Raw genomic sequence first — 13,404 nt, 5'->3', positions numbered from 1 at the left:
AGTGCCCCGCCCGGCCAAGTGCAAACACGGGCGCAGTACCGTGGACGGGTGGACAACAGGCAAGCAATCGGATCGTGGCTCTCGGGGCCCCGCGCGGCGGCCGAGGAGATGGGCGCCGACTTCGGTTACCGGGGCGAGCGCCTCGGTCTGCCCCAGGAAGGCCCGGGGTCCGTGGCCCCGCTCGGCCGGCGCTTCGGGGCACTCTTCATCGACTGGACCATGTGCATGGTGATCGCATACGGGCTGCTCGCTCAAGGTGACCAACAGGCGGCCGGAAACTGGGCGCTGGGCGTCTTCCTCGTGCTGAGCCTGCTGACGGTCGGAACCATCGGTTCCACCCCGGGCAAGCGCATCCTGGGCCTGCGGGTCGTCGCCGAGGGCGGCGGCCGGCTCGGCACCGGGCGGGTGATCGTCCGGACCGTACTGCTGCTCCTGGTCATCCCCGCCCTGGTCTGGGACCGCGACAGCCGCGGTCTCCACGACCGGCTGGCCCGCGCCGTACAGGTACGCATCTGAGACAGGCGCCCGAGAGCGCGGAGCAACGAGGGCGGCCCCGGACGATATCGTCCGGGGCCGCCCTCGTTCCGTACGAAGTACGTCAGCGCATCTTTCCGCCGCGCGGCATCCGCATGCCCTTCGGCATCGGGCCCTTCGGCAGCGGCATGTTGCTCATCAGGTCGCCCATGGCCCGCAGCCGGTCGTTGGCCGCGGTGACCTGCGCGCCCGTCAGCACCCGCGGGAGCTTCAGCATCTTGGTGCGCACCTTCTTGAGCGGCACCTGGCCCTCGCCGTCGCCGACGATGATGTCGTGCACCGGCACGTCCACGACGATCCGGGCCATCTTCCTCTTCTCCGCCGCCAGCAGGCTCTTCACCCGGTTCGGGTTGCCCTCGGCGACCAGCACGATGCCCGCCTTGCCGACGGCCCGGTGGACGACGTCCTGACTGCGGTTCATCGCGACCGCCGGAGTGGTGCTCCAGCCGCGGCCGACACGGTCCAGCACGGCCGCCGCAGCGCCCGGCTGTCCCTCCATCTGCCCGAAGGCCGCGCGCTCGGCACGTCGTCCGAAGATGATCGCCATTGCGAGGAGGGCCAGTACGAAGCCCAGGATGCCCGCGTAGATCGGGTGATCGATCAAGAAACCGATCGCGAGGAGGACACCGAAGGTGACGATTCCCACACCCGCGACGACAAGACCGATCTTGGGGTCGGTCCGCCTGGTCATCTTGTAGGTCAGGGCGATCTGCTTGAGCCGCCCCGCGTTCTCGGCGCTGTCCGCGCCTTCAGTGGTGTTTGCCTTCCTCGCCATGTACTGAAGTTTACGTGGCCCCGGACCGGCCTAGGAACGGCGGTCGGCCACGGCCTCCAGTACATGCTGTGCCTCGACCCGGTCCTGGGCCCTGCGGCGGTCCTCGAGGACCGCCGTCCAGGCGTTCCGGCGGGCGGTGCGCTGGCCGCTGCTCATCAGCAGCGACTCGACGGCGCGGAGTGCGGTGGTGACGGACGGGATCGCGTTGGCTCGTACCGGTGCGGCGTGCATCGTGGTTGTTCCCCCTCGGAGCGGATGCGCGCACCGGGCGCGCACTGGGTAGCGGGAAGCAGTGACTGCGGCGGCCTCGGGGCTGCCGCTGTGTGTGTACCTAGGGTCACTGCTTGGTGTTACCAGTGCATGACCGGTCGGTCAAACACCAATGAAACCCTGATTTCGGCGCCGCGCACGCCGACGCGGCCCATACGGGCCCCGGACCTGCGGGGAGCGTACGGGCCGCATCGAATCAGCCATTACTGCTCAGTAGCTTCTTGTGCGCGGATTCACACGGCCTGGGCGGCCACGGTCGCTCACGCGACGGTCGCGCCCCGGGCCTCCATCGCCTGCTTGAAGAGGCGGCCTGCGCGGTACGAGGAGCGCACCAGCGGCCCCGACATCACGCCGGAGTAGCCGATCGCGTCGGCCTCGTCCTTCAGCTCCACGAACTCCTGCGGCTTCACCCAGCGCTCGACCGGGTGGTGCCGCGGGGTGGGCCGCAGGTACTGCGTAATCGTGATGAGCTCGCAACCCGCGTCGTGCAGGTCCTGGAGCGCCTCGCTGACTTCCTCGCGGGTCTCGCCCATGCCGAGGATCAGGTTGGACTTGGTCACCAGACCGGCCTCACGGGCCCGGGTGATGACTTCCAGGGAGCGCTCGTAACGGAAACCGGGGCGGATCCGCTTGAAGATCCGGGGCACCGTCTCGACGTTGTGCGCGAGCACCTCGGGGCGCGAGGAGAAGACCTCGGCGAGCTGCTCGGGGACCGCGTTGAAGTCGGGGATCAGCAGCTCCACCTTGGTGGCGCCGGTCGCCCGCTCGGCGGTCTGGGCGTGGATCTGGCGCACGGTCTCCGCGTACAGCCAGGCACCGCCGTCCTCCAGGTCGTCGCGTGCGACGCCGGTGATCGTGGCGTAGTTCAGATCCATCGTGACCACGGACTCGCCCACACGGCGGGGCTCGTCGAGGTCGAGCGCCTCGGGCTTCCCCGTGTCGATCTGGCAGAAGTCGCAGCGCCGGGTGCACTGGTCGCCGCCGATGAGGAAGGTCGCCTCGCGGTCTTCCCAGCATTCGTAGATGTTCGGACAGCCGGCCTCCTGGCACACGGTGTGCAGACCCTCGCTCTTCACGAGCTTCTGCATCTTCGTGTACTCGGGGCCCATCTTCGCCCGGGTTTTGATCCACTCCGGCTTGCGCTCGATGGGGGTCTGGCTGTTTCGGACCTCCAGGCGCAGCATCTTGCGCCCGTCGGGTGCGACACCGGACACTCCGGCACCCCTTTGCTTTCGCTGCATTGGATTCTTCGGCGAACACCAGGGTACGCCCGTGGTTAGAACGGCCTTACGTCTGCCCAACCTGTGGCCGACAGGGCCTATTCCCGGCCCGGTGCTCAGGCGGGGGCGACCGCGGTCCCCGGGGCGGCGGCCCCGACGGTCCGGGGCGCGAGCTCCGCGTTCTCCAGGATGTCCCGGAGGTGCCTCTCGGCGACCGGCAGCACCTCCGCGATCGTGACCTCCCGGCCCAGCTCGTACGAGAGCGAGGTCACGCCCGCGTCCCGGATGCCGCACGGCACGATCCTGTCGAACCACGTGTTGTCCGGGTTCACGTTCAGCGCGAAGCCGTGCATGGTCACACCCTTGGCGACCCGGATGCCGATCGCGGCCAGCTTGCGGTCCTCGCGGCGCTGGCCGGCGTTGGACGGCGCGTACTCGGGGCCGTTCAGCCGGGCGTCGAACTCCTCGTCGTGCAGACGGGGGTCGAAGTCCAGGGACAGTCCGCCGAGCGCGGGGCGCTCCTCGACCGGGTCGCCCAGGACCCAGACACCACTGCGGCCCTCGACCCGGGAGGTCTCCACACCGAAGTCGGCGGCCGTCCGGATCAGGGCGTCCTCCAGCCGCCGCACGTGGGCGACGACGTCGACCGGCCGCGGCAGCTTCTGGATGGGATAGCCGACGAGCTGGCCCGGACCGTGCCAGGTGATCTTCCCGCCGCGGTCCACGTCGATGACGGGGGTGCCGTCCAGGGGGCGCTCACTGTCGGTCGTGCGCCTCCCCGCCGTGTAGACGGGCGGGTGCTCGAGGAGCAGGCAGGTGTCGGGTACGGAGTCCTCGAACCGGGCCGCGTGCACCTCCCGCTGCTTCTGCCAGGCCTCCTGGTAGTCGACCGCTTCCTCGCCGAATCCCAGACGGACGAACCGCAGCTCACTCACTCGGGTGCCTCCCTATTCGGGTGTCGGGAGGCCGGGGGGTGTCCCCGGGACCACGGCACCATGCACTGATATGCGCCCTGAGCCACTGTACGACCGCTCGGGGGACGGACGTCCGGCAGGTTCTCTCCCGGCCGTCGCGTCAGCGATGTCCACAATCCTCACACGATCGGATGAATGTGGAGCGAAGGTCCTTGGGGCGGCTGCCGGGACAGCTAAATTCGCGCCGTTCCATAAGGGCTCCCCGCCCGGCCCCGAAGGCAGGAGACCGTACAGCTGATGTCGGAACGACCTCCGCAGCGCACCCCCAACAGGCGGCTCGCTGCGCTCATCGCGGAAGCCGGATTCTCCCATGCGGGTCTGGCCCGCAGGGTGGATCAGCTGGGCCTCGAACACGGCCTCGATCTGCGGTACGACAAGACCTCGGTGACCCGCTGGCTGCGCGGCCAGCAGCCGAGGGGAACCACCCCCGCACTGATCGCGGAGGTCTTCACCCGGCGGCTGGGGCGCCGGCTCTCCGCGCAGGATCTGGGGCTGGACGCGTGCGCCCCCGTCTATGCCGGGCTGGAGTTCGCGGCCACGCCCGCCGAGGCCGTCGACATCGTCAGCGGGCTGTGGCGGAAGGACTCCGGCAGCCATGCGGAGCTGCGCAAGATCGCGTTCACCCCGGCCGGACTCGTCGTGCCCAGCCGGGACTGGCTGATCGGGCGGGCCGACGAATGGGTCGGACGCGGAGAACCGGCGACGGCGGCAGCCGCTTCCCGCGGCGGCACCGGTGGCGCGGGCCCTGCGAGCAGCGCGAACGGAGCTGCGGCGCACGGCACGGCGGGCCTGCCCGCCCCGCGCACACCCGGAGACGCGGGCGCCGTCCGCACGTCGAACGGCTTCCACGCGTCCGGCGGCGCCCACACGCATCACGGCCCCGGGGGCGCACCCGGGGCGCCCGCCCACGGCGGCCGTTCAGGCACCCGGGGTCCGGGTCCGGCCCGGCCGCCCGCCCCGGCGCAGGCGCCCCTCGGCGTACCCCGTCAGCGGCAGACCGACCGCGGACCCGGCCAGCGGGTCGGCAACGGTGACGTCGCCGCCCTGCGGTCGGTCGGTGAGCTCTTCCGCACCCTGGACAACGCCTACGGCGGCGGCCACGCCCGGCAGGCCCTCGTCAGGTACCTGGAGCACGAGGCCGAGCCCATGCTCCGGGGGACCTACGGCGAGGCCGTCGGCAGGCGGCTGTTCTCCGCGGCGGCCGATCTGACCCGGCTGGCGGGCTGGACCTCGTACGACATCGCCGCGCACGGCCTCGCCCAGCGCTACTTCGTCCAGGCGCTGCGGCTCGCGCAGGCGGCCGGCGACCGGGGGTACGGCTCGTTCGTCCTGATCACGATGAGCCGGCAGGCGGTGTACCTCGGGCACGGCAGGGAAGCGGTGCAGCTCGCCCGGGTCGCCCAGCAGGGGATCGGGTCCTCGGCGCCGCCCGTGGTCATGGCACTGCTGCACGCGGTCGAGGCGCGCGGGCACGGGGTGCTCGGGGAGACCCGGGCGTGCATCGCCGCACTCGTCCGCGCGGAACGGGCCCTGCAGTCCGAGCGTCCCGGGGACGACGTGCCGCACTGGGCCCGCTACTTCGACGAGGCGCAGCTCGCCGACGAGTTCGGCCACTGCCATCGCGATCTGCAGCAGTACCGGGTCGCCGTGCAGCACGCCGAGCGGTCGCTCCAGCTGCGCGCTCCGGCGTACGCCCGCAGCAGGCTGTTCTGCCGCGTGGTGCTCGCTTCCGCACGGCTCGGGCTCGGCGAGCTGGACCAGGCCTGCCTGCTGGGCGCCGAGGCGGCCCAGCAGGCTTCCGAGATGAGGTCGGTGCGCGCCACGGAGTACGTGCGGGACTTCGAACGCCGGCTCGAGCCGTACCGGGACGCGGTGGCCGTGCGGGGCTACCGAGACCGGGTCGCCGCGCTCGGCTGAGCCTGCCTACGCGGCGGCGGGCAGCGCGGCCCCGCCCCCGGGCTCCTGCCGTATCCCCAGGTCGGCGAGGATCGCCGAGGCCGCGCGCTGCCCGGAGTGCAGGGCGCCCTGGACCGTGCTCGTGTCGCGGTGGTCGCCGCACACGTACAGGCCGGCCAGGACCCGTACCGGCCGGCGCAGATCGTGCGGAGGTGGCATCGCGGGCACCGCTTCCGGGTCGTGATGGGCCGCCAGGAGCTCCCAGTCGTGCGTGGGCGTGCCGTACAGCACGGCGAGGTGCTCGCGGACCGTGCGGTCGAGGTCCGGTGGCGGGGGGCCGAGGACCGTGGAGGTGATCAGCGTCCGGCCGTGCGGCGCGCGCGAGGGGTCGACCTCGCTCATCACGGCGGTGTGCGTGACGGGACCCGAGCGGTCCGCGTCCAGCAGCAGGTGCGCTCCCGTCGGCGGCGGAGCGGGCGCGGTGTGGTGAAGCACCGTCACCGGGTGGAAGGCCGGCATCCGCAGACCGGGCAGCAACTCCGCGGCGGCGCCGGCTCCGGTGGCCAGCAGCAGGGAGTGGCAACCCAGTTCGCCGTGCTCCTTGGTGCGCACGGACGTGATGTCTGCGGCCGTGACGTGCACCCCGGTGCGTACGGTGCCGGGCGGCAGGGCGGCCGCCAGCAGCCGGGGCAGTTCCGCGGAACCGCCCGACGGTACGCAGAGCCTGCCGCGCGCGTAGCTGCGCAGCGCGAGCTCGGCGCAGCGGCTCGACGTGGTGAGCGCGGGGTCGCTGAGCAGTGCGGTGAGCAGGGGGTGCAGGAAACCGCTGACCATCCGCGGGGAGGGACCACGCGCCGACAGGGCCGAGAGTGCGGTCCGGTCGGGCCTGGCCAGGATCCGGGCCGGCGGTGTGGCGGCGAGGCGGCCGAGCCAGGAACCCAGCCGGGCCTGTTCGATCGCCCCGCCCAGGGGCGCGAGGGGGGCGCTCGATCGGGTGCGCACCGCTTTGAGTGCGCCCCTTGCGCTCCGTACGTCACCGGCGCGGTACCGGCGGCCTCCGCTGTGGACGAGAACCCCGGGGGCGAAGTCCCGCAGCAGCAGGCCGTCGAGGCCCGGGGTGGTGCTCAGTTCCGGGTACGCGGAGCTGAGCAGTGGACCTATGTGGTCGAGCAGGAACCCGTCCACATCGTGGGTGACCATCCGGCCGCCGACGTGCGGCGCGGCCTCCAGGACGCTGACGTTCACTCCTGCACTGGTCAGTCGATGCGCTGCTGACAGGCCGGCGATCCCGGCCCCGATGATGACCACATCCGCGTGGTGTGCCGTGTGTGCCGTAAACACGTACCCCTCCCCGAGTCGGCGCGACTGGTGGGAGGCTCTTGCCCCCAACAGGCCCCCGGAATGCCGGAGTTCGGGTCGAGGCTAGATGGATGGCTGGTGCAGGCGCAGTCGCGCGCACCTGGGGGCACCGGTGCACGGGGTCGCACGGACCCCCCACGGGCGGTGCCGGAGCGGCGGCCGGCCGTCCCGGCCGGAGGCGTCGAAGTGGCCTGCCGGGACCGCTGAGCTGCGCCGCTGTGCGGGACGGCCGGCCCGGCCGTGCGGCCGGGCGGACGGTTTCAGCGCAGTGCTGCGCGGATGGCGGCGTCGATACCGGGGAAGGCGAACGAGAAACCCGAGTCGAGAAGTTGGCCGGGTAGCACCCGCTGGCTGCCCAGTACGTCCTCGGCGAAGTCCCCGAGGGCGACGCGCAGGGCGGGCGCCGGGGCGGTGAACAGGGTCGGGCGGCGCAGCACCCGCCCCATCGCGGCCGTCACCTGGCCGTTGGTGGCGGGGGAGGGCCCGGTCAGATTCACCGGGCCGGACAGCGACTCGGTGTCCAGGATGTGCCGCATCGCCGCGATGTGGTCGTGCAGGGCGATGAAGCTCCAGTACTGCCGCCCGTTCCCGAGGCGTCCGCCGAGCCCCGCCCTGAACAGCGGAAAGAGGCGGCCCCAGGCCCCGCCCTGCCGGGCGACGACGAGACCCGTCCGGGTGTGCACCGTCCTTACGCCCGCTTCCTCGGCAGGGGCCGTGGCCTCCTCCCACTCCACGCACACCGACGGCAGGAAGCCCTCGCCGGGCGGCGCGCTCTCGTCGACCGCACGGTCCCCGGTGTCCCCGTAGTAGCCGATGGCGGATCCGGACAGCAGGACCCTCGGCGGTTCGTCGAGCGAGGCGACGGCCTCGGCGATCGCCGCCGTGCCCAGGACGCGGCTGTCCCGGATCTCCTGCTTGTACGCCGAGGTCCACCGGTGGTCGCCGACCCCGGCCCCCGCGAGATGGACGACCGCGTGGCATCCGACGAGGCCCGCCACGTCCACGTACTGGCGCTTCGGGTCCCATTCCACCTCGTCGCCGGTCGCGGCGGGGCGGCGTACCAGGCGCACCACCTCGTGCCCGTCGGCCCGCAGCGAGCGCACGAGCGCCGCTCCGATGAGGCCGGTCGATCCTGTGACGGCGATACGGGAGCGCTGCATGGCCTCCATCCTGCCCCATGGACCCTCGGTCACGCGGAACACGGCGTGGCACAGTGGCACGCATGTCCGAGCCGCGGTTCCACTCCCTCCTGCCCGTCCGACCCGCCGTACAGGCGGACGAGAGCGCGCTCGGAGAGCTCGACCGCGCCACCTGGTCGACGCTGCACGCCGTGCAGCCCAGGCCCCGGCCCCCGTACGAGCCGTTCTTCGACGGGCGGCACCGGCCGGGGGAGTTCCTGGTGGCGGCAGCTGTCACCGACGCGGGCGAGGAGCACATCGCCGGGTACATCCGGCTCGCTCCGGCGACGCCGCTGGCCTGCAACGCGCACGTGCGGCAGATACAGGGCCTCGCCGTGGCCGAGTGGGCGCGGGGCCACGGTGTCGCGCGTGAGCTGCTGCGCGCCTCGTACGCGGAGGCGCGGCGGCAGGGCGCGGGGCGGCTCACGCTGCGCGTACTCGGGCACAACATGCCTGCGCGGAAGCTCTACGCAGCGGAGGGCTTCGCCGTCGAAGGCGTACTGCCCGGGGAGTTCTTCCTGAACGGGCGGTACGCCGACGATGTTCTGATGGGCCGTTCGCTGCTGCCCTGAGCGGTCGTCCTGAGCTTCCGCCCGCCGACCTGCCGTCCTGAGCGGTTTCGCGCGCGGGGCGTGCCGGTTCAGATCGGGCCGAAGCGGCTCCAGAGCGCGGGGAGCCGTTCCGACAGCGCCGCGTCGTCCTCGAAGTCGACGGGCGTGCCCGCCGGCTCGGTGGCCTGCGGCGGCAGGCCCAGGTCCGGTGCGACCACACCCGTGAGCTGCTCGTACGCCTCGTCGGCGGCATAGCCGAGATCCTCGCCGTCGCCGTCGAGCTCGTCGTCGAAGTCGTCGAGCAGCTCGGCGAGGCTGTCGGGTTCGTGCACGGCGCCCTCGAAGACCTCACGGCCCTGCCCGATCAGCCAGCACCTGAAGAAGTCGAACGCGTCATCGCTCGCCCCGCCGAGCAGCACGGCGGCCGCGCCCCACAGGTCCCAGTGGTACGCGCGGTTGTAGCGGGCCTCGAAGTGCCTGGCGAAATCCAGCACGGAGTCGGGATCGAGCCGCACCAGCCGTTCGACGAGCAGGTCGGCGTGGTCCTCGGGGTCGCCGTCGGCGGCCTCGCGGGTGTTGTCGATGATCTCCCAGAACTCCGTCTCGTCCATCACTGGTCCAGCATCGGCCTTGGCGGCGGGCGACGCACGCGGAGACACCGAAATGAAGCCTTCAGCCGTAGAGGTCGCGCAGGCGTTCGGCGGCATCGGCAACACGTTCGCGCAGGGCGGCGGGTGCCAGGACCTCCAACTCCGGCCCGAGGGAGAGCAGCTGGCCGTACGCGACATCCTCGGACTCGACCGGCAGGGTGAGCGTGCGCCGGCCGTCCGCGTCCGGCGGAGAGGCCGCGGCCAGCGCCTCCTCCGCAGCGGCCCTGTCCACGGCGTACGGCAGTCGGCGCACCCCCGCCTCGGACAGTCGCACCGTCACCTCGGTACGCAGGATCGACCGGGCGAACTGTGCGGCGCGCTCCTCCCAGAACCGGGGCAGATCGAAGCGCTCGTCCCGCTCGAACCGGGTCGCCGACACGGCGACCGCGGTGAACCGGTCGATCCGGTACACCCGGAAGTCGTCCGCCACCCGGGCGCAGAGGTACCAGACCCCGGCCTTCAGGACGAGCCCGTACGGGGACATCTCCCGCTCCACCTCGCCGCTCGTGGCCCCGCGGCGGTAGCTCGCCCGGACCACGCGGTCGTCCCAGACCGCCTCCGCGACGGCGGGCAGCAGCTCGGGGGTGACCGGCTCGTGGTACCAGCCGGGGGCATCGAGGTGGAAGCGCTGGGAGGCGCTCTGCGAGGCGTCCCGGAGCGAGGGGAGCAGGGCGGCCGAGACCTTCAGCCGGGCTGCTGACGCGGCGTCGTCGAGCCCCATCTCACGCAGGGCCGAGGGCAGCCCGGACAGGAAGAGCGCCTCGGCCTCGTGACGGGCCAGGCCGGTGAGCCGGGTCCGGTAGCCGCCGACGAGCCGGTACCCGCCCGCCCGCCCCCGGTCCGCGTACACGGGCACGCCCGCCTCGGACAGGGCCTGGGCGTCCCTGGTCACGGTGCGCTCCGAGACCTCCAGTTCCCTCGCCAGCTCGGCGGCGGTCATGGTGGGCCGGGACTGCAGGAGCAGGACCATCTTGATGAGGCGGGCAGCACGCATGGAGCCATTGTGGGCGCCGCGCGACGAGGGCGGGGCAGGTGCCGGACCTGTCCGGCACCTGCCCCGCCCTCCCGCTGCCTACAGCCCGTACCGCTCCCGGGCCTCCTTGATCGCCGAGGCCGGGACCTCGCCGCGGCGGGCCAGCTGGGCCAGGGCCGCGACCACGATCGACTGCGCGTCCACACCGAAGTGGCGGCGGGCCGCGTCGCGGGTGTCGGAGAGGCCGAAGCCGTCCGTGCCCAGCGAGGACCAGTCCTGCTCGACCCACTGGCTGATCGAGTCCGGCACCGCGCGCATCCAGTCGCTCACCGCGAGGACCGGGCCCGGCGCACCGGAGAGCGCCTGGGTCACGTACGGCACCTGCTGCTCACCGCGGAGCAGCGCCTCGTCGGCCTCCAGCGCGTCACGGCGCAGCTCGCCCCACGAGGTGGCGGACCAGACGTCGGCCGTGACACCCCAGTCGGCGGCCAGGAGTTCCTGGGCCTTCAGCACCCAGTGGATCGCCGTACCGGACCCCAGGAGCTGCACGCGGGGCGCGTCCGCCGTGGTGGGCGTGCCCTCCTTGAAGCGGTACAGGCCCTTGACGATGCCCTCCTCGACGCCTTCCGGCATCGCGGGCTGCTGCTTCGGCTCGTTGTAGACCGTCAGGTAGTAGAAGACGTTCTCGGCCTCGGGGCCGTACATCCTCCGCAGACCGTCCTTGACGATCACCGCGACCTCGTACGCGAACGCCGGGTCGTAGTTGAGCGACGCCGGGTTCGTGGACGCGATCAGGTGCGAGTGGCCGTCCGCGTGCTGCAGGCCCTCGCCCGTCAGCGTCGTACGGCCCGCCGTCGCGCCGACGATGAAGCCCTTGCCCAGCTGGTCGGCGAGCTGCCACATCTGGTCGCCGGTCCGCTGCCAGCCGAACATCGAGTAGAAGATGTAGAACGGGATCATCGTCTCGCCGTGCGTCGCGTACGACGTGGCGGCGGCGATGAAGTCGGCCATGGCGCCGGCCTCGGTGATCCCCTCGTTGAGGATCTGGCCGTCCTTGGCTTCCTTGTAGTACATCAGCTGGTCGCGGTCGACCGGGTCGTACGTCTGGCCCAGAGGCGAGTAGATGCCGGCCGACGGGAACAGCGACTCCATGCCGAAGGTGCGGGCCTCGTCCGGGACGATCGGCACCCAGCGCTTCCCGGTCTCCTTGTCCCGCATCAGGTCCTTCACCAGGCGGACGAACGCCATGGTGGTGGCCATCTCCTGCTTGCCGGACCCCTTGTACAGGGCCTTGAAGGCGCGCTCCTCCGGCTGCGGCAGTGCCGCCGCGTGCACCCGGCGGGCGGGGGCCGGACCGCCGAGGGCGGCACGGCGCTCCTGGAGGTAGCGGACCTCGGGGGAGTCGGCGCCCGGGTGGCCGTAGGGGACCAGCCCGTCCTCGAAGGCGCTGTCCGGGATCGGGAGGCCGAGCAGCTCGCGCATGCTCTTGAACTCGTCGATCGACAGCTTCTTCATCTGGTGGTTGGCGTTCTTGGACTCGAAGCCCTTGCCGAGCGTGTAGCCCTTGACCGTCTGGGCCAGGATCACGGTCGGCGCGCCCTTGTGCTCCACCGCGGCACGGTAGGCGGCGTACACCTTGCGGGCCTCGTGGCCGCCGCGGGAGCTGTAGAAGCACTCGGCGATCTTGGCGTCGCTCAGCAGCTTCGCCAGCTCGGCGAGCGCGGGCTCGGTGCCGAAGAAGTGCTCGCGGATGTACGCCACGTCGCGCGTCGCGTACGTCTGGAACTGCGCGTCCGGCACCTCGCGGAGGCGGCGGATCAGCGCGCCCGTGGTGTCCAGCTGGAACAGCTCGTCCCAGGCGTTGCCCCAGAGCGTCTTGATGACGTTCCAGCCGGCTCCGCGGAACGCGCCCTCCAGCTCCTGGACCACGCGGAAGTTGGCGCGGACCGGGCCGTCGAGGCGCTGCAGGTTGCAGTTGATGACGAAGGTCAGGTTGTCGAGCTGCTCACGGGCCGCGAGGGCGAGGGCAGCGGTCGACTCGGGCTCGTCCATCTCGCCGTCGCCCAGGAAGGCCCAGACGTGCGAGTTCGACGTGTCCTTGATGTTGCGGTTGGCCAGGTAGCGGTTGAAGCGCGCCTGGTAGATCGCCGAGAGCGGGCCGAGGCCCATCGACACGGTGGGGAACTCCCACAGCCAGGGCAGCCGCCGCGGGTGCGGGTAGGACGGCAGGCCCTCGCCGCCCGACTCCTGGCGGAAGTTGTCGAGCTGCTGCTCGCTGATCCGGCCGTCGAGGAAGGCACGGGCGTAGATACCGGGCGAGGCGTGGCCCTGGATGTAGAGCTGGTCGCCGGAGCCGTCCCCCTCCTTGCCGCGGAAGAAGTGGTTGAACCCGGTCTCGTACAGCCAGGCTGCCGAGGCGAACGTGGCTATGTGGCCGCCCACGCCGAACCGGGCGCCGCGGGTGACCATCGCAGCCGCGTTCCAGCGGTTCCAGGCGGTGATCCTCGATTCCATCTCCAGGTCGCCGTCGAAGGCGGGCTCCGCGGAGGTGGGGATGGTGTTGACGTAGTCGGTCTCCAGCAGCTTGGGCAGCGCGATGCCGGCGCCCTCCGCGTGCTGGAGCGAACGACGCATCAGGTATGCGGCGCGGTGCGGGCCCGCGGCCTTGGTGACGGCGTCCAGGGAGGCCGCCCATTCGGCGGTCTCCTCGGGGTCGCGGTCCGGGAGCTGGTCGAGCTCGCTCGGATGTTTTGCTACGGGGTCGGTCATGATCGCCGCCTTCCGGAGTGGAGGGGGGTGGAGAAGGCCCTGGCTGGCAGGACAGGGCGATGGGGCCGGTGGGCCCGCATCTGAACTGTAAGTCGCCGATCGATGATCGATCAAAGGATGAAAGGCAAAACTTCTCGATATGAAGAAAGTGGCATGGGGTGCCTCGAAATGGGGCACGGAGTGACGGGATTATTAGGGTGAAACGGGCCCTGAGCTGCACACCCGAGCGCTCGATGTCGCAGATGGGTACACGCC

Annotated in this window: 12 protein-coding genes; 3 read left to right on the top strand and 9 right to left on the bottom strand. The window is 71.7% G+C overall.

Going from position 1 to position 13,404, the window contains the following annotated elements:
- Nucleotides 1–48: 48 nt before the first annotated feature.
- Nucleotides 49–516 carry an RDD family protein gene (locus tag ABZS61_RS00475; protein ID WP_356413861.1) on the top strand — a complete coding sequence of 156 codons (468 nt, stop codon included), beginning with the start codon at nt 49–51 and terminating at the stop codon, nt 514–516.
- Between the two features lie 82 nt (nt 517–598).
- Here ABZS61_RS00475 and ABZS61_RS00470 read toward each other — a convergent pair whose 3' ends face one another.
- The 4 genes from ABZS61_RS00470 to lipB form a co-directional block, all read right to left on the bottom strand.
- Complete coding sequence (locus ABZS61_RS00470) at nt 599–1,309, bottom strand: DUF4191 domain-containing protein (RefSeq protein ID WP_356413858.1); 711 nt, start codon at nt 1,307–1,309, stop codon at nt 599–601.
- Nucleotides 1,310–1,339: 30 nt separating this feature from the next.
- A complete protein-coding gene (locus tag ABZS61_RS00465; RefSeq protein WP_356413855.1) occupies nt 1,340–1,540 on the bottom strand; it encodes a hypothetical protein in 201 nt (66 codons plus the stop codon).
- Nucleotides 1,541–1,839: 299 nt separating this feature from the next.
- Nucleotides 1,840–2,793, bottom strand: a complete 954-nt coding sequence (gene lipA / locus ABZS61_RS00460; RefSeq protein ID WP_356413852.1) for a lipoyl synthase — start codon at nt 2,791–2,793, stop codon at nt 1,840–1,842.
- A gap of 122 nt (nt 2,794–2,915) precedes the next feature.
- Nucleotides 2,916–3,734: a lipoyl(octanoyl) transferase LipB gene (lipB, locus tag ABZS61_RS00455; RefSeq protein ID WP_356413849.1), complete on the bottom strand. Its 819-nt coding sequence runs from the start codon at nt 3,732–3,734 to the stop codon at nt 2,916–2,918.
- Between the two features lie 276 nt (nt 3,735–4,010).
- Between lipB and ABZS61_RS00450 the strand changes: the two genes are divergently transcribed.
- Complete coding sequence (locus ABZS61_RS00450; RefSeq protein WP_356413846.1) at nt 4,011–5,690, top strand: regulator; 1,680 nt, start codon at nt 4,011–4,013, stop codon at nt 5,688–5,690.
- Nucleotides 5,691–5,696: 6 nt separating this feature from the next.
- On the opposite strand, the gene ABZS61_RS00445 is transcribed toward ABZS61_RS00450, so the two are convergent.
- Both ABZS61_RS00445 and ABZS61_RS00440 read right to left on the bottom strand, forming a co-directional pair.
- The gene (locus ABZS61_RS00445) at nt 5,697–7,010 is read right to left on the bottom strand and encodes an NAD(P)/FAD-dependent oxidoreductase (RefSeq protein WP_356413843.1); all 1,314 of its coding nucleotides are present in this window, start codon (nt 7,008–7,010) and stop codon (nt 5,697–5,699) included.
- A 278-nt stretch (nt 7,011–7,288) separates the two neighbouring features.
- Complete coding sequence (locus ABZS61_RS00440) at nt 7,289–8,188, bottom strand: TIGR01777 family oxidoreductase (protein ID WP_356413840.1); 900 nt, start codon at nt 8,186–8,188, stop codon at nt 7,289–7,291.
- A 62-nt stretch (nt 8,189–8,250) separates the two neighbouring features.
- Here ABZS61_RS00440 and ABZS61_RS00435 point away from each other — a divergent pair, with 62 nt between their 5' ends.
- Nucleotides 8,251–8,778, top strand: a complete 528-nt coding sequence (locus ABZS61_RS00435) for a GNAT family N-acetyltransferase (protein ID WP_356413837.1) — start codon at nt 8,251–8,253, stop codon at nt 8,776–8,778.
- Between the two features lie 68 nt (nt 8,779–8,846).
- Here ABZS61_RS00435 and ABZS61_RS00430 read toward each other — a convergent pair whose 3' ends face one another.
- From ABZS61_RS00430 to aceE, 3 genes are all read right to left on the bottom strand, one after another.
- Nucleotides 8,847–9,368 (bottom strand): DUF4240 domain-containing protein, encoded by a 522-nt coding sequence (locus ABZS61_RS00430; protein ID WP_356415103.1) that lies wholly within the window; start codon nt 9,366–9,368, stop codon nt 8,847–8,849.
- A 61-nt stretch (nt 9,369–9,429) separates the two neighbouring features.
- A complete protein-coding gene (locus tag ABZS61_RS00425; RefSeq protein WP_356413834.1) occupies nt 9,430–10,401 on the bottom strand; it encodes a YafY family protein in 972 nt (323 codons plus the stop codon).
- A gap of 78 nt (nt 10,402–10,479) precedes the next feature.
- On the bottom strand, nt 10,480–13,149 hold the full coding sequence (gene aceE / locus ABZS61_RS00420; protein WP_356413831.1) for a pyruvate dehydrogenase (acetyl-transferring), homodimeric type: 2,670 nt from the start codon (nt 13,147–13,149) through the stop codon (nt 10,480–10,482).
- Between the last annotated feature and the right edge of the window lie 255 nt (nt 13,150–13,404).

This window comes from Streptomyces sp. NPDC005566, from assembly GCF_040605575.1.
Classification (GTDB): Bacteria; Actinomycetota; Actinomycetes; order Streptomycetales; family Streptomycetaceae; genus Streptomyces.
The sequence above is the reverse complement of the archived record's forward strand: the minus strand, read 5'-3'. Positions and strand labels throughout refer to the sequence as shown.

What these genes read in the sequence shown, in the direction of transcription:
- ABZS61_RS00470 (WP_356413858.1), bottom strand. Translation starts at nt 1,309, where the DNA reads ATGGCGAGGAAGGCAAACACCACTGAAGGCGCGGACAGCGCCGAGAAC.
- ABZS61_RS00465 (WP_356413855.1), bottom strand. Translation starts at nt 1,540, where the DNA reads ATGCACGCCGCACCGGTACGAGCCAACGCGATCCCGTCCGTCACCACC.
- ABZS61_RS00450 (WP_356413846.1), top strand. Translation starts at nt 4,011, where the DNA reads ATGTCGGAACGACCTCCGCAGCGCACCCCCAACAGGCGGCTCGCTGCG.
- ABZS61_RS00440 (WP_356413840.1), bottom strand. Translation starts at nt 8,188, where the DNA reads ATGCAGCGCTCCCGTATCGCCGTCACAGGATCGACCGGCCTCATCGGA.
- ABZS61_RS00435 (WP_356413837.1), top strand. Translation starts at nt 8,251, where the DNA reads ATGTCCGAGCCGCGGTTCCACTCCCTCCTGCCCGTCCGACCCGCCGTA.
- ABZS61_RS00430 (WP_356415103.1), bottom strand. Translation starts at nt 9,368, where the DNA reads ATGGACGAGACGGAGTTCTGGGAGATCATCGACAACACCCGCGAGGCC.
- ABZS61_RS00425 (WP_356413834.1), bottom strand. Translation starts at nt 10,401, where the DNA reads ATGCGTGCTGCCCGCCTCATCAAGATGGTCCTGCTCCTGCAGTCCCGG.
- aceE (WP_356413831.1), bottom strand. Translation starts at nt 13,149, where the DNA reads ATGACCGACCCCGTAGCAAAACATCCGAGCGAGCTCGACCAGCTCCCG.